This is a genomic window from Klebsiella sp. SYXHC3 (assembly GCF_057196925.1).
Genome location: NZ_JBXUNG010000010.1, coordinates 77,094 through 100,955, shown reverse-complemented (window position 1 = coordinate 100,955; position 23,862 = coordinate 77,094). Strand labels below are relative to the sequence as shown.

23 protein-coding genes are annotated in these 23,862 nt (G+C 57.5%); 18 read left to right on the top strand and 5 right to left on the bottom strand.

The features are described 5' to 3' along the window. Window positions 1-84: 84 nt before the first annotated feature. Window positions 85-615, bottom strand: coding sequence for an inorganic diphosphatase (gene ppa / locus AC2CGP_RS20370; RefSeq protein WP_015368588.1), 531 nt, complete (start codon window positions 613-615; stop codon window positions 85-87). A gap of 404 nt (window positions 616-1,019) precedes the next feature. Here ppa and ytfQ point away from each other — a divergent pair, with 404 nt between their 5' ends. The 4 genes from ytfQ to yjfF all read left to right on the top strand — a co-directional run bounded on the left by ytfQ (window position 1,020) and on the right by yjfF (window position 5,603). Then, on the top strand, window positions 1,020-1,976 hold the full coding sequence (gene ytfQ, locus AC2CGP_RS20365) for a galactofuranose ABC transporter, galactofuranose-binding protein YtfQ (RefSeq protein ID WP_020079801.1): 957 nt from the start codon (window positions 1,020-1,022) through the stop codon (window positions 1,974-1,976). Between the two features lie 103 nt (window positions 1,977-2,079). Further along, complete coding sequence (ytfR, locus tag AC2CGP_RS20360; RefSeq protein ID WP_015704196.1) at window positions 2,080-3,582, top strand: galactofuranose ABC transporter, ATP-binding protein YtfR; 1,503 nt, start codon at window positions 2,080-2,082, stop codon at window positions 3,580-3,582. A 10-nt stretch (window positions 3,583-3,592) separates the two neighbouring features. Then, on the top strand, window positions 3,593-4,618 hold the full coding sequence (ytfT, locus tag AC2CGP_RS20355; RefSeq protein WP_484502449.1) for a galactofuranose ABC transporter, ATP-binding protein YtfT: 1,026 nt from the start codon (window positions 3,593-3,595) through the stop codon (window positions 4,616-4,618). Then, window positions 4,605-5,603 (top strand): galactofuranose ABC transporter, permease protein YjfF, encoded by a 999-nt coding sequence (gene yjfF / locus AC2CGP_RS20350; RefSeq protein WP_015368584.1) that lies wholly within the window; start codon window positions 4,605-4,607, stop codon window positions 5,601-5,603. The genes ytfT and yjfF overlap by 14 nt, the downstream gene beginning before the upstream one ends. A 42-nt stretch (window positions 5,604-5,645) precedes the next feature. Here yjfF and fbp read toward each other — a convergent pair whose 3' ends face one another. Next, window positions 5,646-6,644 (bottom strand): class 1 fructose-bisphosphatase, encoded by a 999-nt coding sequence (gene fbp, locus AC2CGP_RS20345; RefSeq protein ID WP_015368583.1) that lies wholly within the window; start codon window positions 6,642-6,644, stop codon window positions 5,646-5,648. 174 nt (window positions 6,645-6,818) lie between these two features. On the opposite strand from fbp, the gene mpl reads away from it, so the two are divergent. Both mpl and AC2CGP_RS20335 read left to right on the top strand, forming a co-directional pair. Continuing rightward, window positions 6,819-8,192 (top strand): UDP-N-acetylmuramate:L-alanyl-gamma-D-glutamyl-meso-diaminopimelate ligase, encoded by a 1,374-nt coding sequence (gene mpl, locus AC2CGP_RS20340; protein ID WP_015368582.1) that lies wholly within the window; start codon window positions 6,819-6,821, stop codon window positions 8,190-8,192. Between the two features lie 68 nt (window positions 8,193-8,260). Then, window positions 8,261-8,782 carry a GNAT family N-acetyltransferase gene (locus AC2CGP_RS20335; RefSeq protein ID WP_015368581.1) on the top strand — a complete coding sequence of 174 codons (522 nt, stop codon included), beginning with the start codon at window positions 8,261-8,263 and terminating at the stop codon, window positions 8,780-8,782. A 490-nt stretch (window positions 8,783-9,272) separates the two neighbouring features. Here AC2CGP_RS20335 and yjgA read toward each other — a convergent pair whose 3' ends face one another. Further along, window positions 9,273-9,824, bottom strand: coding sequence for a ribosome biogenesis factor YjgA (gene yjgA / locus AC2CGP_RS20330; RefSeq protein WP_015704200.1), 552 nt, complete (start codon window positions 9,822-9,824; stop codon window positions 9,273-9,275). A gap of 94 nt (window positions 9,825-9,918) precedes the next feature. Between yjgA and pmbA the strand changes: the two genes are divergently transcribed. From pmbA to AC2CGP_RS20270, 12 genes are all read left to right on the top strand, one after another. Then, window positions 9,919-11,271, top strand: a complete 1,353-nt coding sequence (pmbA, locus tag AC2CGP_RS20325; protein ID WP_045360325.1) for a metalloprotease PmbA — start codon at window positions 9,919-9,921, stop codon at window positions 11,269-11,271. 64 nt (window positions 11,272-11,335) lie between these two features. Continuing rightward, on the top strand, window positions 11,336-11,722 hold the full coding sequence (gene cybC, locus AC2CGP_RS20320; RefSeq protein ID WP_015368578.1) for a cytochrome b562: 387 nt from the start codon (window positions 11,336-11,338) through the stop codon (window positions 11,720-11,722). A 289-nt stretch (window positions 11,723-12,011) separates the two neighbouring features. Continuing rightward, window positions 12,012-12,350: a glycine dehydrogenase gene (locus AC2CGP_RS20315; RefSeq protein WP_308953710.1), complete on the top strand. Its 339-nt coding sequence runs from the start codon at window positions 12,012-12,014 to the stop codon at window positions 12,348-12,350. 10 nt (window positions 12,351-12,360) lie between these two features. Then, window positions 12,361-12,723 (top strand): SFCGS family glycine-rich protein, encoded by a 363-nt coding sequence (locus tag AC2CGP_RS20310; RefSeq protein ID WP_015368576.1) that lies wholly within the window; start codon window positions 12,361-12,363, stop codon window positions 12,721-12,723. Window positions 12,724-12,725: 2 nt separating this feature from the next. Then, complete coding sequence (locus AC2CGP_RS20305) at window positions 12,726-13,025, top strand: DUF4312 family protein (protein ID WP_015368575.1); 300 nt, start codon at window positions 12,726-12,728, stop codon at window positions 13,023-13,025. A gap of 21 nt (window positions 13,026-13,046) precedes the next feature. After that, the gene (locus AC2CGP_RS20300) at window positions 13,047-13,823 is read left to right on the top strand and encodes a DUF4311 domain-containing protein (RefSeq protein ID WP_015368574.1); all 777 of its coding nucleotides are present in this window, start codon (window positions 13,047-13,049) and stop codon (window positions 13,821-13,823) included. A 13-nt stretch (window positions 13,824-13,836) separates the two neighbouring features. Next, window positions 13,837-14,481, top strand: coding sequence for a DUF4310 family protein (locus AC2CGP_RS20295; RefSeq protein WP_015368573.1), 645 nt, complete (start codon window positions 13,837-13,839; stop codon window positions 14,479-14,481). Window positions 14,482-14,593: 112 nt separating this feature from the next. Then, window positions 14,594-15,727 carry an amidohydrolase/deacetylase family metallohydrolase gene (locus AC2CGP_RS20290; protein WP_046883308.1) on the top strand — a complete coding sequence of 378 codons (1,134 nt, stop codon included), beginning with the start codon at window positions 14,594-14,596 and terminating at the stop codon, window positions 15,725-15,727. Further along, window positions 15,711-16,829, top strand: a complete 1,119-nt coding sequence (locus AC2CGP_RS20285) for a DgaE family pyridoxal phosphate-dependent ammonia lyase (protein ID WP_015368571.1) — start codon at window positions 15,711-15,713, stop codon at window positions 16,827-16,829. The genes AC2CGP_RS20290 and AC2CGP_RS20285 overlap by 17 nt, the downstream gene beginning before the upstream one ends. Then, entirely contained in the window at window positions 16,826-17,566 is a 741-nt protein-coding gene (gene dagF, locus AC2CGP_RS20280; protein ID WP_015368570.1) for a 2-dehydro-3-deoxy-phosphogluconate aldolase, read from the top strand. The genes AC2CGP_RS20285 and dagF overlap by 4 nt, the downstream gene beginning before the upstream one ends. A gap of 65 nt (window positions 17,567-17,631) precedes the next feature. Then, on the top strand, window positions 17,632-18,783 hold the full coding sequence (locus tag AC2CGP_RS20275; RefSeq protein ID WP_015368569.1) for a lactonase family protein: 1,152 nt from the start codon (window positions 17,632-17,634) through the stop codon (window positions 18,781-18,783). 22 nt (window positions 18,784-18,805) lie between these two features. Beyond that, the gene (locus tag AC2CGP_RS20270) at window positions 18,806-20,716 is read left to right on the top strand and encodes a BglG family transcription antiterminator (RefSeq protein ID WP_032715485.1); all 1,911 of its coding nucleotides are present in this window, start codon (window positions 18,806-18,808) and stop codon (window positions 20,714-20,716) included. Between the two features lie 17 nt (window positions 20,717-20,733). Here AC2CGP_RS20270 and nrdG read toward each other — a convergent pair whose 3' ends face one another. Beyond that, the gene (nrdG, locus tag AC2CGP_RS20265) at window positions 20,734-21,198 is read right to left on the bottom strand and encodes an anaerobic ribonucleoside-triphosphate reductase-activating protein (protein WP_015368567.1); all 465 of its coding nucleotides are present in this window, start codon (window positions 21,196-21,198) and stop codon (window positions 20,734-20,736) included. A 307-nt stretch (window positions 21,199-21,505) separates the two neighbouring features. Next, window positions 21,506-23,644: an anaerobic ribonucleoside-triphosphate reductase gene (gene nrdD, locus AC2CGP_RS20260; RefSeq protein WP_015368566.1), complete on the bottom strand. Its 2,139-nt coding sequence runs from the start codon at window positions 23,642-23,644 to the stop codon at window positions 21,506-21,508. Between the last annotated feature and the right edge of the window lie 218 nt (window positions 23,645-23,862).

Genomic DNA, 23,862 nt, shown 5'->3' with positions numbered 1-23,862 from the left:
TTGTTTTTTGGCCGTCTGAAACCAGAACAGGCCCATACAAAAACACCGCCCGGAGGCGGTGTTTTTTATGCTGGCTAAACAGAATTACTTCTGTTTAGCGCGCTCGAAGGAAGCAACGATTTCAGCTTTAGCCGCTTCAGCGTTGTCCCAACCGTCGACTTTAACCCACTTGCCTTTTTCCAGATCTTTGTAGTGCTCGAAGAAGTGAGTGATCTGGGCTTTCAGCAGTTCCGGCAGGTCGTTCACATCTTTGATGTGATCGTATTCTTTGCTCAGCTTGGTGTGCGGTACCGCAACCAGCTTGGCATCTTCACCGGATTCGTCGGTCATTTTCAGTACGCCAACCGGACGGCAGCGGATAACTGAGCCTGGTTGCAGCGGGTACGGAGTCGGGACCAGCACGTCAACCGGGTCGCCGTCCAGGGACAGGGTGTGGTTGATGTAGCCGTAGTTGCACGGATAGAACATCGCAGTGGACATGAAACGGTCAACGAACAGTGCGCCGCTCTCTTTGTCAACTTCGTATTTGATTGGGTCTGCGTTAGCTGGGATTTCGATAACGACGTAGATGTCTTCCGGCAGCTCTTTGCCCGCAGGTACGTTGAGTAAGCTCATGTCTGTTTCCTTTAAAAATGTTTGGCAAACAAGTGCCCGGTATTATAGCCAACTCACATCGAATGTCTTCGCTTCTTTTTGCCAGACTATGGGGGGAAGCGTCTGAATTTCTCCTCATCAGATAACCCTAAAATCCATAAAGATAGCTACATTCTGAATAATTTTGTGTAACCGTTTTCAATGTTGCGAGCGGCGGTTATCCAGAAGGCAAATTTTCGTCATTAGCGCAGGGCATGCCGTTGGGCGGGAAGCCTTATCGCCGCTCAGCTCAGACAAATCGCACCAATTAACATTTTATTTACTTTTTCGAAGTGTGATGTAACGCATTCAGTTACATAACGGATTGTCTATAGTTTGTTCGCAGGTGAGCATTTAACCAACAATAACCCTACGAGGAACATCTTATGTGGAAGCGCTTACTTCTCGTCACCGCGGTTTCGGCAGCTATGTCGTCTATGGCGATGGCCGCCAACCTGACCGTAGGATTTTCGCAGGTCGGCTCTGAATCGGGCTGGCGCGCGGCCGAAACGAATGTTGCTAAGGAAGAAGCGGCGAAGCGTGGCATCACCCTGAAGATTGCCGATGGTCAGCAAAAACAGGAAAACCAGATTAAAGCCGTGCGCTCATTCATTGCCCAGGGCGTGGACGCGATCTTTATCGCGCCGGTGGTGGCGACCGGCTGGGAGCCGGTGCTAAAAGAAGCGAAAGAGGCCAATATCCCGGTGTTCCTCCTCGACCGTTCGATCGACGTTAAAGATAAGTCGCTGTATATGACCACCGTCACCGCCAACAACGTGCTGGAAGGCCAACTGATTGGCGACTGGTTGGTGAAAACCGTCGATGGCAAGCCGTGTAACGTCGTGGAGCTCCAGGGCACCGTGGGCGCCAGCGTCGCTATCGATCGTAAGAAAGGCTTCGCCGAGGCGATTGCCAAAGCGTCCAACATCAAGATTATCCGCTCGCAGTCCGGCGACTTCACCCGCAGTAAGGGGAAAGAGGTGATGGAGAGCTTTATCAAAGCGGAGAATAACGGCAAGAACATCTGCATGGTCTACGCCCATAACGATGACATGGTCATCGGCGCGATTCAGGCCATCAAAGAGGCCGGGCTGAAGCCGGGCAAAGATATCCTCACCGGTTCTATCGACGGCGTGCCGGATATTTATAAAGCGATGATTGCCGGCGAGGCGAATGCCAGCGTCGAGCTGACGCCGAATATGGCCGGTCCGGCGTTTGATGCGCTGGAAAAATACAAAAAAGACGGCACCCTGCCTGAGAAGCTGACCATCACCAAATCGACCCTCTACCTGCCGGATACGGCAAAAGAAGAGTTAGAGAAGAAGAAAAATATGGGCTACTAAGCCTTCATGAAAATGCCGGGGGCGCTACGTTTGCCCGGCCTACATTGCGCTCTTTTGTAGGCCGGATAAGCGTAGCGCCATCCGGCGTGATGCAGGGGGAATCATGACCACCGACCAACATCAGGAAATCCTCCGCACCGAAGGATTAAGCAAATTCTTTCCCGGCGTCAAAGCGCTGGATAACGTTAATTTCAGCCTACGGCGCGGCGAAATCATGGCCCTGTTGGGCGAAAACGGCGCCGGAAAATCGACGCTGATAAAAGCGCTCACCGGTGTGTACCATGCCGAACGCGGGGCGATTTGGCTGGAAGGGCAGCAAATATCGCCGAAAAACACCGCCCACGCTCAGCAGTTGGGTATCGGCACCGTTTACCAGGAAGTTAACCTGCTGCCAAATATGTCGGTGGCGGATAACCTGTTTATTGGCCGCGAGCCGAAGCGCTTTGGTCTGCTGCGGCGCAAAGAGATGGAAAAACGCGCTACCGCGCTGATGGCCTCTTACGGCTTCTCGCTCGACGTGCGCGAACCGCTGAACCGTTTTTCGGTGGCGATGCAGCAAATCGTCGCCATCTGCCGGGCCATCGACCTGTCGGCGAAAGTATTAATCCTCGATGAACCGACCGCCAGCCTGGACACTCAGGAAGTGGAGATGCTGTTCACCCTGATGCGCCAGCTGCGCGATAACGGCGTCAGCCTGATTTTCGTGACCCACTTTCTCGACCAGGTCTATGCCGTCAGCGACCGTATTACCGTGCTGCGCAATGGCAGTTTCGTCGGCTGTCGGGAGACCCGCGAGCTGCCGCAAATCGACCTGGTCAAAATGATGCTGGGGCGCGAGCTGGACCATCAGGCGCTGCAGCGCGCCGGGCGCACGCTGCTTAGCGATAAGCCGGTGGCGGCATTTGAAGATTTTGGCAAGAAGGGCACGATTGCGCCGTTTACTCTGCAGGTGCGGCCAGGCGAGATCGTCGGCCTGGCCGGGCTGTTGGGATCCGGGCGCACCGAAACGGCGGAGGTCATTTTTGGCATCAAGCCTGCCGACAGCGGTAAAGCGTGGATCAAGGGCAAGCCGCAAACGCTGCGCTCGCCGCATCAGGCTTCCTGCCTCGGCATTGGCTTCTGTCCGGAAGATCGTAAAACCGACGGCATCATCGCCGCTGCTTCGGTGCGGGAAAATATCGTGCTGGCGCTGCAGGCGCAGCGCGGCTGGCTGCGGCCGATCCCGCGCCGTGAACAGCATGAGATCGCCGAACGCTTTATTCGCCAGCTAGGCATTCGCACTCCCAGCGCTGAACAACCGATCGAATTTCTCTCCGGCGGCAACCAGCAGAAGGTATTGCTGTCGCGCTGGCTGCTGACCAAACCCCAGTTCCTGATCCTCGATGAGCCGACGCGCGGTATCGATGTCGGCGCCCACGCCGAGATTATTCGCCTGATAGAAACCCTCTGCGCCGATGGCCTGGCGCTGCTGGTTATCTCCTCCGAACTGGAAGAGCTGGTGGGCTACGCCGACCGGGTGATCATCATGCGCGATCGCCAGCAGGTGGCGGAAATCCCGCTTGCCGAGCTATCGGTCCCGGCGATCATGAACGCGATTGCGGCATAAGGAGCCCAGCATGATGCCCAGAACCGTACCACAAAGCGGACAGCCAAAACGGCGCTTTAGCTGGCCGAAAGGGATGCCGCAAATTATCGCTCTCCTGCTGGTATTAGCGGTGGATAGCCTGGTGGCGCCGCATTTCTTCCAGGTGCTGCTGCAGGATGGGCGGCTGTTTGGCAGCCCGATTGACATTCTCAACCGCGCGGCGCCGGTGGCGCTGCTGGCGATTGGCATGACGCTGGTCATCGCCACCGGCGGCATCGATCTGTCGGTCGGTGCGGTAATGGCTATCGCCGGGGCGACCGCCGCCTCAATGACCGTCGCCGGGCACAGCCTGCCGGTGGTGCTGCTCGCCGCATTGGGCGCAGGCGCGCTGGCCGGCCTGTGGAACGGCATTCTGGTGGCCGTGCTGAAGATCCAGCCTTTTGTGGCCACGCTTATCCTGATGGTCGCCGGGCGCGGCGTCGCGCAGCTGATTACCTCCGGGCAGATAGTCACCTTTGATTCACCGGCGCTTTCCTGGCTCGGCAGCGGATCGCTGCTGTTGCTACCGACGCCGGTGATTATCGCCGTCGCAACGCTGCTGCTGTTCTGGCTGTTTACCCGCGAAACGGCGCTCGGCATGTTTATTGAGGCGGTGGGGATCAATATCCGTGCGGCAAAGAATGCCGGGGTGAATACCCGCATCGTGGTGATGCTGGCCTATGTACTAAGCGGTATTTGCGCGGCGATTGCCGGCATTATCGTCGCGGCGGATATCCGCGGCGCCGACGCCAACAACGCCGGATTGTGGCTGGAGCTGGACGCCATCCTGGCGGTGGTGATCGGCGGCGGTTCGCTGATGGGCGGGCGCTTCAATCTGCTGCTGTCGGTGGTGGGGGCATTGATTATCCAGGGGATGAACACCGGGATTTTACTCTCCGGTTTCCCGCCGGAGCTCAACCAGGTGGTGAAAGCGGTGGTGGTGCTGTGCGTACTGATCGTTCAGTCGCCGCGCTTTATCGGTCTACTGAAAGGGGTACGCGGCCGTGATAAAACGTAATTTACCTTTGATGATCACCCTCGCGGTATTCGTGCTGGGCTATCTCTACTGCCTGACCCAGTTTCCGGGTTTTGCTTCGACGCGGGTGATTTGCAATATCCTGACCGATAACGCTTTCCTTGGGATCATCGCCGTCGGCATGACCTTCGTGATCCTCAGCGGCGGTATCGATCTGTCGGTCGGGTCGGTGATTGCCTTCACCGGCGTGTTTCTTGCCAAAGCGATCGGCTTTTGGGGGATCTCGCCGCTGCTGGCCTTTCCGCTGGTACTGGCCATGGGCTGCGCCTTCGGCGCGTTTATGGGATTGCTGATCGATGCGCTGAAAATTCCGGCATTTATCATCACCCTCGCCGGTATGTTTTTCCTGCGCGGCGTGAGCTATCTGGTCTCGGAAGAGTCGATTCCTATTAACCATCCGCTGTATGACACTCTGTCCGGGCTGGCGTGGACCATCCCCGGCGGCGGCCGCCTGAGCGCGATGGGGCTGCTGATGCTGCTGGTGGTGGTGCTGGGAATTTTCCTCGCCCATCGTACCCGCTTTGGCAACCAGGTTTATGCTATCGGCGGCAACGCCACGTCGGCCAATTTGATGGGCATTTCGACGCGTAGCACCACCATTCGCATCTATATGTTGTCGACCGGTCTGGCGACGCTTGCCGGCATCGTCTTCTCTATCTACACCCAGGCGGGCTACGCGCTGGCGGGCGTCGGCGTGGAACTGGATGCTATCGCTTCGGTGGTGATAGGCGGCACGCTGCTTAGCGGTGGCGTCGGAACGGTACTGGGGACGCTGTTCGGCGTGGCGATTCAGGGGCTTATTCAGACCTACATCAACTTTGACGGTACGCTCAGTTCATGGTGGACGAAGATTGCCATCGGCATCCTGCTGTTTATCTTCATTGCGCTGCAGCGCGGGCTGACGGTGCTGTGGGAAAATCGCCAGAATGCGGCGGTGACTCGCGTGGGTGGGGCGGTGAATCGCTGACAGGGAACTCCCTTCCCGCAGGGCGGGAAGGGAAGGTAGAAATTAAGCGTCCGGGAACTCTTTAATGAAGTTCTCGACGTCTTCTACCATGTGGTCGTTGCCGACGAAGAACGAACGGCGCTGGTGCAGGCTTTCCGGGATGATATCGAGAATACGCTCTTTACCATCGCTGGCTTTGCCGCCCGCCTGTTCCGCCAGCATCGCCATCGGGTTGCATTCGTACAATAAACGCAGTTTCCCTTGCGGGTGGCTGGCGGTGCTCGGATACAGGTAGATGCCGCCTTTCAGCAGGTTACGGTGGAAGTCGGCCACCAGAGAACCGATATAGCGCGAGGTGTACGGGCGCTGGGTCTCTTTATCTTCTTCCTGACAGTACTTGATGTATTTCTTCACGCCCATCGGGAACTTGATGTAGTTACCTTCGTTGATGGAGTAGGTTTTGCCTTTCTCCGGGAAGCGCATCCGCTCCTGGCTCAGGCAGAAGACGCCGAGTGACGGGTCGTAGGTAAAGGCGTGCACGCCGCAGCCGGTGGTGTAGACCAGCATGGTGGAGGAGCCGTAAACCACATAACCCGCGGCAACCTGTTTGTTACCCGGCTGCAGGAAGTCTTCTTCGGTGACCGGCGTACCGACCGGCGTGACGCGGCGGTAGATAGAGAAGATAGTCCCCACGGAGACGTTAACGTCAATGTTGGAGGAGCCATCCAGCGGATCCATCAGCACAACGTATTTGGCGTGTTCGCACCCTTCGAAGACCACGATTTCATCTTCTTCTTCCGAGGCGATACCGGCGACGATATCACGTGCGCGCAGTGCAGCTTTTAATTTTTCATTCGCGAACAGGTCCAGCTTCTGCTGAACTTCACCCTGAACGTTTTCCGCACCGCTGGCACCCAGGATATCGACCAGACCGGCCTTATTGATATCGCGGTGGATGATCTTGGCGCCCAATTTTATTGCCGACAACAAAGCAGTCAGCTCACCGGTAGCGTGGGAGAACTCGTGCTGCTTTTCGACAATAAATTCACCTAACGTTTTCATAACTCGTTCCCTGCATTTTTATGTTGAGTAAAACGAACGCAACAATCTTAACAAATAATAAAAAAACTGCGCACAGGTGAATCGCGCCAGCAAATGCAGATTTGCCTGAAATGCATTTCTCAGGGGGCCTACATATGGGTAAAATGCGGGTCAGATTAATGAGGGAAGTAACGAATGCGCATTCATATTTTAGGAATCTGTGGCACGTTTATGGGGGGGCTGGCAATGCTGGCACGTTCCCTCGGGCATCAAGTAACCGGCTCGGATGCTAACGTTTATCCGCCAATGAGCACCCTGCTGGAAAACCAGGGCATCGATCTGATTCAGGGCTATGACGCCAGCCAACTGGACCCGCAGCCGGATCTGGTGATTATCGGCAACGCTATGACCCGCGGTAATCCGTGCGTCGAAGCGGTACTGGAAAACAACATTCCGTACATGTCCGGCCCGCAGTGGCTGCACGACTTTGTTCTGCGCGACCGCTGGGTGCTGGCCGTCGCCGGTACTCACGGTAAAACCACCACCGCCGGCATGGCGACGTGGATCCTCGAAGCCTGCGGCTATAAGCCGGGCTTCGTTATCGGCGGCGTACCGGGGAACTTCGATGTTTCCGCACGCCTGGGCGACAGCCCGTTCTTCGTGATTGAAGCCGACGAATATGACTGCGCCTTCTTCGACAAGCGTTCCAAGTTCGTTCACTACTGCCCGCGCACGCTGATCCTCAATAACCTTGAGTTTGACCATGCGGATATCTTTGACGACCTGAAAGCGATTCAGAAACAGTTCCACCACCTGGTGCGCATCGTGCCGGGCAAAGGCAAAATTATTCTGCCGGAGAGCGACATCAACCTGAAGCAGGTGATGGCGATGGGCTGCTGGAGCGAACAGGAGCTGGTGGGCGAACAGGGCCACTGGCAGGCGAAGAAACTCAACGCCGATGCCTCGCAGTGGGAAGTCCTGCTCGACGGCGAAAAAGTCGGCGAAGTGAACTGGGCGCTGGTCGGCGAGCATAATATGCACAACGGCCTGATGGCGATTGCCGCGGCGCGTCATGTCGGCGTGGTGCCGGCGGATGCCGCTAACGCGCTGGGCAGCTTTATCAACGCCCGACGTCGCCTTGAACTACGCGGCGAAGCCAACGGCGTGACCGTTTACGACGATTTTGCCCACCATCCGACGGCCATTCTCGCGACGCTGCAGGCGCTGCGCGGCAAAGTCGGCGGCACCGCGCGTATTCTGGCGGTGCTGGAGCCGCGTTCCAACACCATGAAAATGGGTGTCTGCAAAGACGATCTGGCGCCGTCTCTCGGCCGCGCCGATGAAGTCTTCCTGTTACAGCCGCAGCATATCCCGTGGCAGGTGGCGGAAGTGGCGGAAGCCTGCGTACAGCCGGCGCACTGGAGCGCCGACGTCGATACGCTGGTGGACATGATCGTGAAAACCGCGCATCCGGGTGACCATATTCTGGTGATGAGCAACGGCGGCTTCGGCGGCATTCATCAGAAGCTGCTGGATAAACTGGCGCAAAAAGCGGTCGCGGCAGAATAAGCGCGAACGCCTCCGGTTACTGCCCTCCGCGTGAGGGCAGTTTTGTTTTTGCCACCAGGGATTGTGTGATGCTGACCTGTGAAAGAGTACTTTCTACCGACTCGCCCCATTTCGCCACGCTTGACGCGCTGTACGCCCGCGCCTTTCCGTGGCACGAACAGCGCGAAAGCGACGCCAAACTTCAGGCGCTGAGCAACCCGCACTATGCGTTGGAAGCGTGGTTTGATGACGGGGGATTTATTGGCCTGAGCGGCTGCTGGCAGTTTGCCGGTTATAGCTATATCGAACATCTGGCGATTGACGACACCCTGCGTTCGCGCGGTTATGGCAAACAGCTGCTGGCGCAGATCCTGACGCGCGCGCCGCTGACCATTCTGGAAATCGATCCGCTCACCAGCGAAATCGCCCATAAACGGCTGCGCTTTTATCAGTCGATGGGATTCCATGCCAATGCCTGGGCGCACCGCCATCCGACCTATCATCAAGGGATCGACGATCATGAACTGCTGGTGTTGAGCTATCCGCAGCCGATCGATGCGGCGCAGTATCAGCAGTTTGCCCGCGATTTAGGGCGAGAGGTGATGGGGTAAGGTTTGCGCTGCGCTGACCGGAGCTAGCCACCGGATACCGGACAGTAGATATAGTTATCGGTTTGCAACTGTTTTGGTCCGGGAAAAACCGTTGTTTTGTATTAATTCAGAGCAGATTGCGCTCCCGATATTTCTTCTGCGTTATGTCTCTCATGGCGCAGGGAGCGCACAGAGGGCGGCCAGTCGCCGCCGCCCTCTGTACTCCCGGGCTCTGGCCGCCAAAATCGCCACTTCGTGGTGCCTTCGACTTATCCCTGCAGGCTTCGGGTCGGGCCGAGGTAGCGTCCGTGCAAAACACGGCCCTCAGCCCGCATCCATGCGGGCTGCCCCGGCCTTCCGGGAACGTCTCAGCGATTTTGAGGCCACCACGACCGGCAGTTTCAGTAGCTATGGGGACAGAGGTAAAGATCTTCTGCTCGAAATGGCATGGACCGTAGCCCGGATAAGGCGCAACGCGCCGCCATCCGGGAGATGGCGGTTAGCGTGGGGACTAGCCTTCGTTTTCGGCCAGTTCGCGCAGATACTGGAAGATCAGGCGCGCGGATTTCGGCGGCTTGTTGCCTTCTTTCTCTTTCTTGGCATTGCGAATCAGTGAGCGCAGCTGCTGACGGTCAGCGTCTGGCCACAGGTTCAATACTTCTGCGACCGCATCATCGCCATTATCAATCAGGCGATCGCGGATTTGTTCAAGCTTATGGAACAGCGCAACCTGCTGGTTGTGACGGTTCTTCAGCTTATCCAGCGCCTGGCGAATCGGATCGACGTCGCGGTTACGCAGCATTTTACCAATCAGCTGCAGCTGGCGGCGGCGCCCTTCTTTCTTGATACGCTGGGCGAGTTCAATGGCGTCGCGCAGGTCGGTATCGAGCGGCAGCTTATCCAGCGCGTTCTTACCAAGGTCTACCATTTCCGCGCCAAGACGCTTCAGTTCTTCCGCATCGCGCTTAATTTCACTCTTGCTGACCCAGATAATTTCATCATCTTCATCTTCAACGTCATCACCGGGCACGTCGTCGAGCCAGTCTTCGGGCTGCTTTGTCATCTCAGGCTCCTTAAAAAAGAGGCTAATGTTACCAGTTAAGGCGCGCACTGAAAAACGGTTCTCTGTTAGACTTCAGTTAACTCCTTCTTACATTATGGCATTAGCAATGAAAGTCATCTCTCAAGTTGCACAGCAGCGTAAGACGCTGGAAGAAGCCGTTAGTACGGCACTGGAACTGGCGGCAGGCAAATCCGACGGTGCGGAAGTCTCCGTCAGCAAGACCACCGGCATCGGCGTCAGCACCCGCTACGGTGAGGTGGAGAATGTTGAATTCAATAGCGACGGCGCGCTGGGCATCACCGTTTATCATCAAAACCGTAAAGGCAGCGCCTCGTCGACCGACCTGAGCCCGGACGCTATCGCCCGTACCGTGCAGGCGGCGCTGGATATCGCGCGTTACACCTCGCCGGACCCGTTTGCCGGCGTGGCGGATAAAGAACTGCTGGCCTTTGACGCCCCGGATCTGGACCTGTTCCATCCGGCGGAGGTCTCTCCGGATGAAGCCATCGAGCTGGCCGCCCGCGCCGAGCAGGCCGCCCTGCAGGCCGACAAACGCATTACCAATACCGAAGGCGGCAGCTTCAACAGCCACTATGGAATTAAAGTTTTCGGTAACAGCTATGGCATGCTCCAGAGCTACTGTTCGACTCGCCACTCGCTCTCCAGCTGCGTGATTGCCGAAGAAAACGGCGATATGGAACGCGACTATGCCTACACCATTGGCCGCGCTCTTGGCGACTTACAGACCCCGGAGTGGGTCGGCAACGAATGCGCCCGTCGCACTTTGTCGCGCCTGGCGCCGCGTAAGCTGTCGACGATGAAAGCGCCGGTTATCTTCGCCAACGAAGTGGCCACCGGGCTGTTTGGCCACCTGGTCGGGGCGATTGCCGGCGGCGCGGTCTACCGTAAATCGACCTTCCTGCTCGACTCCCTCGGCAAACAGATCCTGCCGGAGTGGCTGACCATCGAAGAACACCCGCATCTGCTGAAGGGGCTGGCCTCCACGCCGTTCGACAGCGAAGGCGTGCGCACCGAACGTCGCGACATCATCAAAGACGGCGTGCTGACCCAGTGGCTGCTGACTAACTACTCCGCGCGCAAGTTGGGTATGAAAAGCACCGGCCACGCCGGCGGTATCCATAACTGGCGCATCAACGGCCGCGGCCTGAGTTTTGCAAAGATGCTTAAAGAGATGGGCACCGGGCTTGTGGTCACCGAATTGATGGGGCAGGGTGTCAGTGGCGTGACCGGCGACTACTCGCGCGGCGCATCCGGTTTCTGGGTAGAAAACGGCGAGATTCAGTATCCGGTCAGTGAGATCACCATCGCCGGAAATCTGAAAGAAATGTGGCGTAATATTGTCACCGTCGGCGACGATATCGAAACGCGCAGCAATATTCAGTGTGGTTCCGTGCTGCTGCCGGAGATGAAAATCGCCGGTCAATGACCTGTGTGCCGGGCGCGTCCTGCCGCGCCCGCTTGATATCTTCATAATAAAAAGGAAGTGAGCAATGCGTAAAAAACTGTTAGCGATGCTGGCCGTCTCTGCTTTTGCGCTCGGTTCGGCATCGGCGTTCGCCGACCTTGGCGAAGACATGGACACCCTTGCGGAAAACCTGCAGGTGGTACAAAAAACCTCTGACATTGGCGAGCTGAAAGCGGCGCTGAATAAGATGCGCACCGCTGCGGTTGACGCGCAGAAAGAGACGCCGCCAAAACTGGAAGGCAAAGCGGCCGATAGCCCGGAGATGAAAGATTTCCGCCACGGTCTGGAAACGCTGGTCGGCCAGATCGACGGCGCGCTGAAGTTAGCTGACGCTGGTAAGCTGAAAGAGGCGCAGGCTGCCGCGGAGGACTTCAAAACTACCCGCAATACTTACCATAAGAAGTATCGCTAATCGCCATTTTCGGGAGGCGTCAGCCGATGTCTCCCGCCTAAAAGCCTACCTGTATCACATTTTTCCCTTTTCTTTTTCCGGTCTTTCTGCGGTCGTTTTCCGCTAAACCTCGCTCATTGTTGTGATGCGCATCACGTCATATCGCCTGTTTTTACATTTATCCGGCGAATATGTGGAGTCGATCACCTAAGCCTTCTCCCTTTCCACTTCGAAGTGGAAAACAACTCGCTACAAACTCCTGACCCCCGGCGCTACTTTGGATTCCAGAGACATCAGCGGGGTAACACAAGTGAATAACGGAGCGGTAATAAACGACGTAGGGGAGCAGGCGGCGCAGACCGAACGCCTGGCTGACAAGATGTTACAGCAGGTATTCGCCCTGTTAAGCCATCACGACATCGTCCCTAACGACGTTCAGGAGCAAATGCTGACTTCCCACGTGCGGGCCATGGCCCACCGGTCAATCAGCGGCGAACCGCTACCGGAAGTGGATGCCAGTCTGTTCGAAGAAATTTCTGAAGATTCAATGATGCTGGCCCGCGAAGTGGTCGCACAGTTCGGCAACCTGCCTGATGAAGAGGCCTGGTTGTTGTCCGTCCACTTCGAAGTCGCAAAAGAAAACCTGTAAGGAGCAAAACATGGAACAAATCACCGTAGTTATTGGCGACCGTCTGGGTAAAGGACAAAAAGTCGCGGCAGGCGCAGAAAAAGCCGGCGCACGTGCAGTGGTCGTCCCTGGCGTTGCTGCAGATATGAAACTTGGCGACATGATGAAAGCGGAAAACGCCTCTTTCGGCATCTCCTTCTGCGGTAGCGGCGGCGCAGGCGCCATCACCGCACAGACCAAGTACGGTTACAAAGCAAAATACGGCATGCGTTCTATTGAAGAGGGCGTCACCGCCATCAACGAAGGCTGCAACGTGCTGGGCTTCGGCTTCATGGATAAAGAAGAGCTGGGCGAGCGCCTGGTTGAAGCCTGGAAAAAGAAATACGGCGCATAAGTATGAAAGAGCAATTCACCACCACGGTGAGGGTTGCAGGCAAAGGCGAAAGCAAATCACGGGCCTTCGCCGATGCCCTTAACCATGTGCAGGCTGCGGTGATGAAATCATCATCGCGCATCCTACTGCGTATTGAGCCACAGGACGTGACGGTTGTTCATGCGCGCGAAGCGGTACGAAAAGAGGCGTTTCTGTTCATCTTTTTGCGCCGTGAACGACGGACCTACAGCGTGGAGCTGGACGTCACCGTCAACGTGACCGCCATCGATCTCGATAAAGTGGATTTCGTCACGCAAACCTGATTGTTACCAAAGGGTCAGACTATGTTCCTGATAATTTTAATAAAATCGCTCATCATCGGCGGCCTGGTCGGCGTCGGCGTGGGCGCCGGAGCGGCACGCATGTTTCACGCGCCCACCACGCAAGGGATGGGGGCGTTTCGTACCTTGGGCGAGCTGAATTCCTGCGAAGGCGATCCGGCTTCTCACTTCTCTTTTGGTCTCGGCTTCTTCTTTAACGCCTGGGCCTCTTCCGTTGCAGCAGGCTCCTTCACCCAGGACGTTGACCACCGCATTATCCCGAACTGGGGCGCGGCGGCGTTGATGGTGAAAAATCGTAACGTTGGCGAAACGCTACACGATCCGAAAAAAATGGCCATTGCCTGCGGCATCATCGGCATGATCGTCGTCGCCTTCCTTAACCTGACCGCCTCTTCCGTACCGGAAGCGCTGCAGGTCACCGCCGTTAAGGTATTGGTTCCGGCGGCAAACCTGCTGGTGAACACCGTGATGCCGGTGATTTTCTGGCTGGCGGCTATCGATGCCGGTAAGAAATCAGGCTTCTGGGCGACGATTTTCGGCGGCGCGGCGCAGCTGATTATGGGGAACGCCGTACCGGGTCTGGTACTGGGGATCCTGATCGGTAAAGGCGTAGAAGAGAGCGGCTGGAACCGGGTAACCAAAGTGATGATGATTGCCATTGTCGCGTTGTTCGTCCTCAGCGGCTTCTTCCGCGGCTTCGACATGAAGATGCTCGAATCCTTCCATCTGACCGTGCCGAACTGGCTGGACATGATCCACAACTCACTCAGCGGCAAGTAACGGGAGCCTGATAATGGAACAGAATAAAGGTTTTTGGTATGCCGACTGGTCGTTCCCGATCTTCGTTGGCCTACTCTCCTCCGGCGTCTTCGCCGGGACGCACATGTACTATCTGTACGGCATCGGCGCCTTTAACGAAGTGGCCTTCGTGGCGATGTTGAAGGCAGGGATTGATACCGGCGCGTACGGCGCGGTGGCGGCATTCGGCGCAAGCTTCCTGTTCGCCCGCATCATCGAAGGTTCGCTGGTGGGGATTCTGGATATCGGCGGCGCCATTCAGACCGGTATCGGCCTCGGCGTACCGGCGCTGCTGCTCGGCGCGGGCTTTGTCTTCCCGGTGGCGAACTTCGCCGCGTCGCTGGCAACCGGCCTGATCCTCGGCCTGGCAGTCGGCTACATCATCATTCTGGCGCGTAAGTTCACCATCAACCAGAGCGACTCCACCTACGGCGCCGACGTGATGATGGGGGCCGGTAACGCCTCCGGCCGCTTCCTCGGCCCCTTGATCATCCTCAGTGCGATGACGGCGTCTATTCCTATCGGGATTGGTTCTTTGGTTGGCGCACTGCTGTTCTACATCTGGCAGAAACCGATCACCGGCGGCGCCATCCTCGGCGCGATGATCCTCGGTTCCATCTTCCCGATTGCGATTAGCTAATCGCCCGATGGCGCCGCGCTTATCGGGCCTGCAAGTCAGCGCGATTTGTAGGCCGGATAAGGCGGTACGCCGCCATCCGGCAACAGATTCACTCTTTCATCAGGAGATAGCTATGTTTGATTTACTCCTGCGCCGTGCGCGCCTCGTCGACGATACCCTGACTGATATCGCCATCCAGGACGGGAAAATCGCGGCGCTGGGCGAGATTAGCGCGCCCTCCCGTAAAACCATCGAGCTGAACGGCAAGGTTTACGTCAGCGCTGGCTGGATTGACTCTCACGTTCACTGCTACCCGAATTCACCAATTTATCACGATGAGCCGGATAGCGTCGGCATCGCCACCGGCGTCACCACCGTGATTGATGCCGGCAGCACCGGCGCCGACGACGTCGATGACTTCTATCAACTGACCCGTAAAGCGGCGACGGAAGTTTATGCGTTGCTCAATATCTCCCGCGTCGGGCTGATTGCGCAGAATGAGCTGGCGAATATGGCTAATATCGACGCCGCCGCGGTGAAGCAGGCGGTGCAACGTCATCCTGATTTTATCGTCGGCCTGAAGGCGCGGATGAGCAGCAGCGTCGTCGGCGAAAACGGCATTACGCCGCTGGCGCGCGCCAAAGCCATTCAGCAGGAAAACGGCGATCTGCCGTTGATGGTGCACATCGGCAATAACCCGCCGAACCTCGATGAAATCGCCGATCTGCTGAGCAGTGGCGACATCATTACCCACTGCTATAACGGCAAGCCGAACCGTATTCTTAATCCTGCCGGCGAGCTGCGCAGCTCCATTACTCGCGCTCTGCAGCGCGGCGTGCGCCTCGATGTCGGCCACGGTACCGCCAGTTTCAGCTTTGAAGTGGCGCGGCGGGCGATTGCGATGGGCATTCTGCCGCACACCATTAGCTCCGATATTTACTGCCGTAACCGTATCGACGGCCCGGTGCGCTCGCTGGCGCTGGTGATGTCGAAATTCCTCGCCATCGGCATGACCCTGCCGCAGGTCATTGACTGCGTGACCGTCAGCGCCGCCGAGGGGCTGCGCCTGACGCGTAAAGGGCGCCTGGAAGTGGGCTTCGATGCCGATTTAACGCTATTTAACCTGCAGCATCAGCCCACGTTGCTGGTGGATGCCGAAAAAGAGAGCCTGCAGGCTGACAACATTCTGGTGCCGCTGGCCGCGATTCGCGCGGGCAAGGGCTATCTGACCGAACAAGGGAGCGCGGAACATGCCTTCGATTTTTGAGAAATACCATTTAAAACAAGTTATTAACACTTCTGGCCGAATGACGGCGCTGGGCGTTTCCACGCCGCGCCCGGAAGTGGTTGAAGCCGCGATGGCCGGTATGAACCAGTACTTTGAAATGAAAGACCTGGTGAATAAAACCGGCGAGTACATCGCCAAACTGCTGGATGTGGAAGGGGCGACCGTTGTCTCCTGCGCGTCGGCGGGGATTGCCCAGTCGGTCGCGGCGGTGCTGGTGAAAGACAGCGACTGGCTGCTGGAAAACCTGCACGTTACCCCGATTGAAAATAACGAAATCGTGTTGCCGAAGGGCCACAACGTCAACTTCGGCGCGCCGGTTGGCACCATGGTGGCGCTGGGCGGCGGTAAGCTGGTGGAAGCGGGCTACGCCAACGAATGTTCTGCCCAACAGCTGGCGGCGGCGATCACTCCGCGCACCGCGGCGATTCTGTACATCAAATCCCACCACTGTGTGCAAAAAAGCATGCTTAACGTCGCGCAGGCCGCGGAAGTGGCGCGCCAGCATAACTTGCCGCTGATCGTCGATGCGGCGGCGGAAGAAGATTTGCAGTGCTACTACCGCATGGGCGCCGACCTGGTTATCTACAGCGGCGCGAAAGCGATTGAAGGGCCGACCAGCGGGCTGGTCATCGGCAAAACGCAGTACGTTGAGTGGGTTAAGCGCCAGTCGATGGGGATTGGCCGGGCGATGAAAGTGGGTAAAGAGGGCATTCTCGGGCTGACCTGCGCCATTGAACACTACCTGACGGCGACCAAAGAGAGCGGCCAGCAGATGGTGGACAAGATGACGCCGTTTATCGAACAGCTCAACACTCTCAACGGCGTGACCGCGCGGGTGGTGTGGGATAGCGCGGGCCGTGATATCGCCCGCGCCGAAATTAAATTTGATGAAGCGACCACCGGCGTGAATACCGGCGATCTGGTTAACGCCCTGAAGCAGGGCGAATACGCCATTTACTTCCGCGGCTATAAAGCGAATGAAGGCATTATCGAAGCCGATGTCCGCAGCGTGAACGCGCAGCAGCTGGAGGTGGTCGCTCGCCGCATCGCAGAAGTTCTGAATAAGGAGAAAAAAGCATGAAACTGACCCCAAACTTTTACCGTGACCGCGTGTGCCTGAACGTACTGGCGGGCAGCAAAGACAACGCCCGTGAAATTTACGAGGCGGCGGAAGGTCACGTACTGGTCGGCGTGCTCTCCAAAAACTATCCGGACGTCGCCAGCGCGGTGGCCGATATGCGTGAATACGCGAAGCTGATTGATAACGCGCTCTCCGTCGGGCTGGGCGCAGGCGATCCAAACCAGTCGGCGATGGTGAGCGAGATTTCTCGCCAGGTGCAGCCGCAGCACGTCAACCAGGTCTTCACCGGCGTGGCTACCAGCCGCGCGCTGCTCGGGCAGAATGAGACCGTGGTGAATGGCCTGGTCTCGCCGACCGGCACGCCGGGAATGGTGAAGATCTCAACCGGCCCGCTGAGCAGCGGCGCGGCGGATGGGATTGTTCCGCTGGAAACCGCCATCGCGCTGTTAAAAGATATGGGCGGCAGCTCTATCAAATACTTCCCGATGGGCGGCCTGAAGCACCGCGCCGAGTTTGAAGCCGTCGCCAAAGCCTGCGCCGCGCACGATTTCTGGCTGGAACCGACCGGCGGTATCGATCTGGAAAACTACAGCGAGATCCTGAAAATCGCCCTGGATGCCGGCGTGAGTAAAATCATCCCGCATATTTACAGCTCGATTATCGATAAAGCCAGCGGCAACACCCGCCCGGCCGATGTGCGCCAGTTGCTGGAGATGACCAAACAGTTAGTGAAGTAGTGCCTTGCCCCTCACCCTCAAAGGGTGAGGGGCAACTTATCCCACCGAACCATCAAGGAGTTACTATGCCAACCGCTCGTCACCTGCTTGTTGCTTCACTGTCTTTGCTTGCCGCCGGCGCCGCCGCGCAAACCCACTACGCCTGGATTGGTACCTATAATCCTAATGGCGAAGGTCTGTATCGCTTTACCGTCGATGCCAAAACCGGCGCTCTGCGCGATAAGGCGCTGGTGAGCTCGTTGCCGAACGTCGCGCAGTTAACCGTATCGCGCGATGGCAAAACGCTGTATGCCGCCAGTGAAGTCGAAAAAGGCGTGGTGCAGGCGTGGCGAATTGACAAGAACGGCGAGCTGACGGAACTCAACCAGGTTGCCTCCGGCGGCGCCGGGCCGGTGTATCTCTCCCTGACGCCGGATGGTAAATATCTGTTGGTGGCCAACTATGTTAGCGGCAGCACCGCCGTGCTACCGGTGAAAGAAGATGGTAGCCTGGGCGAGGCGGTGGATGTGCATCAGGATGAAGGTCCGGCCGGCGCCGAACGTCCGGCGGCGGCCGTCGAGGGCAGCTTTGCCATTAGCGATCACAATGGCCCTCACGCCCATATGATCGCCGCGGATCCCAGTGGGAAGTTTGTTTACTCCACCGATCTCGGGCTGGATCGGATCTATCAGTACCGGCTGGATAGCGCCAGCGGTAAGCTGACGCCGAACGATCCGCCGTTTATCGCCGCCTCATCGCCGGGAGCCGGCCCGCGCCACTTCGTCTTTACGCCAAAGGGCGACGGTCTGTGGCTGATTAACGAAGAAGCGTCGACGCTGACCTTCTATCATCTTGATAAGCAAAGCGGCCTGCTGCGCGAAGGCAAAACCGTCTCCGCGCTGCCGAAAGAGTATAAGGGCACCAGCTTTGCCGCGGGCCTGGTGTTGAGCAACGATGGCAAACAGCTATATGTCGCCAACCGCCTGCATAACAGCATTGCCCACTTTAGCGTGCTGGCTGACGGCAGCCTGAGCCACCAGGAGGATATCTGGACCCGTGGGGATTACCCCCGTACGCTGACGCTGGATAATCAGGGGCAGTGGCTGTACGTCATGAACCAGCGTAGCGATAATATTACCCGTTTTAGCGTGGCGCCGAAGGATGGCAAATTAACCTTTGCCCCAGACTACACGCCGGTCGGTAGCCCATCGCAGATGGTGATATCCGCCCAACCCTGAGCCGTAACAACAAGGAACTGACATGCGATTTCCCAACCAACGCTTAGCGCAACTCTTCACCCTGCTGCGAAATGAAACGCTGCCGCAGGATGAACTGGCGCAGCGGCTGTCGGTTTCTACCCGTACCGTGCGCGCCGATATCACCGCGCTGAATGCGCTGTTGGCGCAGTATGGCGCGCAGTTTACGCTCAACCGCGGTAGCGGTTATCAACTGAAGATTGACGACCGATCGCGTTTTCAGGCGCTGGAGGAGACGGCGCCGAAGACGCAGCACGTGCCGCGTACCGCCCAGGAGCGCATCCACTTTTTGCTGGTGCGTTTCCTGACCTCGGCGTTCTCCATCAAGCTGGAAGATCTGGCCGATGAGTGGTTCGTCAGCCGCGCCACGCTGCAAAATGATATGGTCGAGGTGCGCGAGCGCTTCCAGCGTTATCAGTTGACTCTTGAAACCCGCCCGCGCCACGGCATGAAGCTGTTCGGCAGCGAGGTATCGATTCGCGCCTGCCTGACCGATTTACTGTGGGAGCTGACGCTGCAGGGCGGCATTAATCCGCTGATTAGCGCCGAGGCGCTGGAAGCGGATGTTCCTGCGCAACTGGAACCGGTGCTGCAGGAGACGCTCACCCGGCATCATATTCGCCTCACCGATGTCGGCGAGCGCTTTATCTGCCTGTACGGCGCGGTTGTGGTACGCCGCGTGAGTGAAGGCTACCCGCTGGCCGATTTTAGCGCCGAAGATGTGGCGCAAAACGTCCGCGACGCGGCGCGCGATTTGGCGGGGGAGCTACAGCGGTTGGCCGGAAAACCCTTCTCGCCCGCCGAGGAAGAGTGGCTGTGCGTGCATATCGCCGCCCGTCAGGTACAGGATGTTGATCCCGAAACCATCAGCGCCGACGATGACGAAGCGCTGGTCAATTACATTCTGCGTTACATCAACAGTCAGTATAACTACAACCTGCTGGACGACGCCCAGCTGCACGCCGATCTGCTGACCCACATTAAAACCATGATCACCCGCGTGCGCTATCAGATAATGATCCCCAATCCGCTGCTCGATAACATCAAACAGCACTATCCGATGGCATGGGATATGACACTCGCCGCGGTATCGAGCTGGGGCAAATACACGCCTTATACCATCAGCGAAAACGAAATCGGCTTTCTGGTGCTGCATATTGGCGTCGGGCTGGAACGCCACTACAACATCGGCTACCAGCGCCAGCCGCACGTACTGCTGGTGTGCGATACCAGTAATGCGATGGTGCGGATGATCGAAGCGATCCTGCAGCGTAAATATCCGCAGTTGGCGATCGCCGCTACCATTTCCCAGCGTGAATATGAGCAGCGGGAGGCGATCGATGAGGATTTTGTCATCTCAACGGTACGGATCGGCGAAAAAGACAAACCGGTGGTGACCATCGCGCCGTTCCCCACCGATTACCAGTTAGATCAGATTGGCAAGCTGGTGCTGGTGGATCGCACCCGTCCGTGGATGTTGAATAAATACTTCGATGCCGCCCACTTCCGGGTGATCGATAAGCCGATAGATCAGCAAACGCTGTTCGCCGAGCTGTGTCAGCAGCTGCAGCAGGAAGGCTTCGTCGATGCGGAGTTTCATGATTCGGTGGTCGAGCGTGAAGCGATTGTCAGCACCATGCTGGGCGACGGTATTGCGCTGCCGCACGCCCTCGGCCTGTTAGCGAAAAAGACGGTGGTCTATACCGTGATCGCCCCGCAGGGTATCGCCTGGGGCGACGAAACCGCCCATATCATCTTCCTGCTCGCTATCAGCAAGAGCGAGTATGAAGAGGCGATGGCGATCTACGATATTTTCGTGACTTTCCTGCGCGAGCGCGCCATGAGCCGCCTTGCCGCGACCCGTAGCTTCGATGAGTTTAAAACGGTGGCGATGGAGTGCGTCAGCCGGTTTTGAGAGGCTGACGGAGGGGATTAACGCAAATGATGCACGACCTGGTTGCTGCTGCCGCGCCAGATAAGCGCCGGGTCTTTTAAATCCTGCACAAACTTACCGTCGACCAGCACGTTAATCAGGTTCACGACTTCCATCTGCTCGGCGTTCAGTTCGTCAATCTTATAGCCCGTCCAGACCCAGATATCTTTACCGGGGCATTCGGCGCGTACGCGCTGCACCAGATTGAGGATCTCCGCGACGTTTTGCGGATGCAGCGGATCGCCGCCGGAGAGTGAAAGCCCCTGGCGTTTAATGCGGGTATCGTTGAGGTCGGCAATGATGCGGTCGGCCATCCCGGTTGTGAACGGCATACCGGAATTTACCCGCCAGGTGCTTTTGTTGTAGCAGCCGGGGCACTCGTGGACGCATCCGGAGACAAACAGGGTGCAGCGGGTGCCGGGGCCGTTGACGATGTCGACGGGGTAATACTGGTGATAATTCATTGTTTCCTCTTCTCATTTGCCGCTGCAGCGTTGTTGGCTGCGCTCGCTCGCCCGGGTCACTTACTCCAGTAAGCTTCCCGGGACTTACTCGTTTGCCGCCTTGCTACAACGCCAACTGATTTGAGGAAACCCACCAGGCTGTCTGGGATTCCTTCGTTTGCCGCCTTGCTCTGACATTAATTGCTTTGCGAAAACGAAGGAGTGCGGCCATTTCCCGGCGTCGCTGCGCTCGGCCGGGCTACGACAGTAGTAGTGGTAGCCCGGATAAGGCGCTGCGCGCCGCTATCCGGGAAAAGCGCATTGGTCTTTAACCAATCTGCCCATTGCCCAGGTGCTTCACGCGGCGCTTCACTTCTTCCTGCTTGCCGGCGTTGAACGGACGCGCGTCCGGGCTGCCGAGATAACCGCATACCCGGCGGGTCACCGATACGCGGGCGGCGTCGTGATTGCCGCATTTCGGGCAGGTAAAGCCCTTGCTGGTGCACTCGAACTCGCCGGTATATCCGCACTCGTAGCATTCATCGATCGGCGTATTGGTGCCGTAATACGGTACGTGCTGATAGCTGTAATCCCACACGTCTTCCAGCGCCTTGAGGTTATGCTGGATATTCGGATATTCGCCGTAGCAAATGAAGCCGCCGTTGGCCAGCGGCGGATACGGCGCTTCAAAATCGATCTTGTCGTACGGGTTAACCTTCTTCTCGACGTCGAGATGGAAGCTATTGGTGTAGTAGCCTTTTTCGGTCACGCCCGGTACCACGCCGAATTCGGCGGTATCGAGGCGGCAGAAGCGATCGCACAGGTTTTCGCTCGGCGTGCTGTACAGGCTGAAGCCGTAGCCGGTCTCTTCCTTCCATTGTTCAACGGCGTCGCGCAGACGCTGAACGATGGCGATGCCTTTTTCACGCAGCGCTTCGCTATCGTACATATGCTGATTGTTGTACAGCGCGTTGATGGTCTCGTGAATCCCGATGTAGCCCAGGGAAATGGACGCGCGGCCATTCTTGAAAATTTCCGCGACGTCATCGTCGGCTTTCAGACGCACGCCGCAGGCGCCTTCCATATACAGAATTGGCGCGACGCGGGCTTTCACCCCTTCCAGACGGGCGATACGGGTCATCAGCGCTTTGCGCGCCAGCAGCAGGCGTTCGTCCAGCAGCGCCCAGAAGGCGGCTTCGTCGCCTTTCGCTTCCAGCGCGATACGTGGCAGGTTCAGGCTGATAACGCCGAGGTTGTTGCGCCCATCGTGTACCTGTTCGCCGTTCTCGTTTTCCCACACGCCGAGGAAACTGCGGCAGCCCATCGGCGTTTTAAACGACCCGGTGACTTTCACTACCTGATCGTAGTTGAGAATATCCGGGTACATGCGCTTGCTGGCGCACTCTAAGGCCAGCTGTTTGATGTCATAGTTCGCATCGCCGAACTTATGGTTCAGGCCGTCGCGAATGGCGAAGACCAGTTTCGGGAATACCGCCGTTTTGCGGTTTTTGCCGAGGCCGGCGATGCGGTTGCGCAGAATCGACTGCTGGATCAGGCGCGACTCCCAGCTGGTGCCGAGGCCAAAACCAAAGGTGACGAACGGCGTCTGGCCGTTGGCGGTATGCAGCGTGTTGACCTCATACTCCAGCGACTGGAACGCGTCGTAGCACTCTTTTTCGGTCCGCGTACGGGCATAGCCTTCGGCATCCGGGATCTGCCACTCTTCGGCAATTTTACGATGCTTTTTGAAGCTCTCGGTGACGAACGGCGCCAGCACTTCATCGATACGGTTAATGGTGGTGCCGCCGTAAATATGGCTGGCGACCTGGGCGATAATCTGCGCCGTGACCGCGGTGGCGGTAGAGATAGACTTCGGCGGCTCAATTTCGGCATTGCCCATTTTAAAGCCGTGAGTCAGCATGCCTTTCAGGTCGATCAGCATGCAGTTGAACATCGGGAAGAACGGCGAATAGTCGAGATCGTGGTAGTGGATCTCGCCGCGCTCGTGCGCCTGCACCACATCGCGAGGCAGCAGGTGCTGACGGGCATAGTGTTTGGCCACGATACCGGCCAGCAGATCGCGCTGGGTCGGGATCACTTTACTGTCTTTGTTGGCGTTCTCGTTGAGCAGCGATGAGTTGGTTTGCTCGACCAGACCACGAATTTCCTGGTTCAGACGGCCGCGCTTTTCACGCTCGATATCGCGATCGTGGCGATATTCGATATAGGCGCGCGCCAGCTGTTTCCACGGGCCGGACATCAACTGGTTTTCCACGGCGGTCTGGATGTCGTTGATATCGACCTGCGCGCGGCCCTGCATTTGCTGGCTAACGACTTCTGCGACGGTGGCGCAATAGTCTGCGTCATCGACTCCCGCTGCTTTAGCTGCACGCAGAATTGCTTCTTTAATGCGCTCTGACTTGAACGGCACTTTACAGCCATCACGTTTCATCACATGCGGTGTCATGATCACTCCATATATAGAACAGGTTATCCACAGAGGCGGAAGGTCTCCCAAAAGCGCGCCACGCTACGACTAGCGGCGTTTGCCTTCGGATCCGGCCCTTTTTATCCACATCTCATCACCGCCCAACAACGACAAGATATGGTGACATAATAGACGATTAATACAATATGTAGGGCTGAGGCGCATTTTAAGTTCTATATGTAGTGATTTGCATCAAA

Coding starts and splice junctions, on each gene's coding strand:
- AC2CGP_RS20290 (WP_046883308.1), top strand. CDS start 14,594: ATGTTTGATTTACTCCTGCGCCGTGCGCGCCTCGTCGACGATACCCTG.
- yjgA (WP_015704200.1), bottom strand. CDS start 9,824: ATGACAAAGCAGCCCGAAGACTGGCTCGACGACGTGCCCGGTGATGAC.
- AC2CGP_RS20305 (WP_015368575.1), top strand. CDS start 12,726: ATGAAAGAGCAATTCACCACCACGGTGAGGGTTGCAGGCAAAGGCGAA.
- ytfR (WP_015704196.1), top strand. CDS start 2,080: ATGACCACCGACCAACATCAGGAAATCCTCCGCACCGAAGGATTAAGC.
- AC2CGP_RS20285 (WP_015368571.1), top strand. CDS start 15,711: ATGCCTTCGATTTTTGAGAAATACCATTTAAAACAAGTTATTAACACT.
- ytfT (WP_484502449.1), top strand. CDS start 3,593: ATGATGCCCAGAACCGTACCACAAAGCGGACAGCCAAAACGGCGCTTT.
- AC2CGP_RS20270 (WP_032715485.1), top strand. CDS start 18,806: ATGCGATTTCCCAACCAACGCTTAGCGCAACTCTTCACCCTGCTGCGA.
- AC2CGP_RS20295 (WP_015368573.1), top strand. CDS start 13,837: ATGGAACAGAATAAAGGTTTTTGGTATGCCGACTGGTCGTTCCCGATC.
- cybC (WP_015368578.1), top strand. CDS start 11,336: ATGCGTAAAAAACTGTTAGCGATGCTGGCCGTCTCTGCTTTTGCGCTC.
- nrdG (WP_015368567.1), bottom strand. CDS start 21,198: ATGAATTATCACCAGTATTACCCCGTCGACATCGTCAACGGCCCCGGC.
- AC2CGP_RS20335 (WP_015368581.1), top strand. CDS start 8,261: ATGCTGACCTGTGAAAGAGTACTTTCTACCGACTCGCCCCATTTCGCC.
- mpl (WP_015368582.1), top strand. CDS start 6,819: ATGCGCATTCATATTTTAGGAATCTGTGGCACGTTTATGGGGGGGCTG.
- nrdD (WP_015368566.1), bottom strand. CDS start 23,644: ATGACACCGCATGTGATGAAACGTGATGGCTGTAAAGTGCCGTTCAAG.
- fbp (WP_015368583.1), bottom strand. CDS start 6,644: ATGAAAACGTTAGGTGAATTTATTGTCGAAAAGCAGCACGAGTTCTCC.
- AC2CGP_RS20275 (WP_015368569.1), top strand. CDS start 17,632: ATGCCAACCGCTCGTCACCTGCTTGTTGCTTCACTGTCTTTGCTTGCC.
- AC2CGP_RS20310 (WP_015368576.1), top strand. CDS start 12,361: ATGGAACAAATCACCGTAGTTATTGGCGACCGTCTGGGTAAAGGACAA.
- ppa (WP_015368588.1), bottom strand. CDS start 615: ATGAGCTTACTCAACGTACCTGCGGGCAAAGAGCTGCCGGAAGACATC.
- pmbA (WP_045360325.1), top strand. CDS start 9,919: ATGGCATTAGCAATGAAAGTCATCTCTCAAGTTGCACAGCAGCGTAAG.
- dagF (WP_015368570.1), top strand. CDS start 16,826: ATGAAACTGACCCCAAACTTTTACCGTGACCGCGTGTGCCTGAACGTA.
- ytfQ (WP_020079801.1), top strand. CDS start 1,020: ATGTGGAAGCGCTTACTTCTCGTCACCGCGGTTTCGGCAGCTATGTCG.
- AC2CGP_RS20300 (WP_015368574.1), top strand. CDS start 13,047: ATGTTCCTGATAATTTTAATAAAATCGCTCATCATCGGCGGCCTGGTC.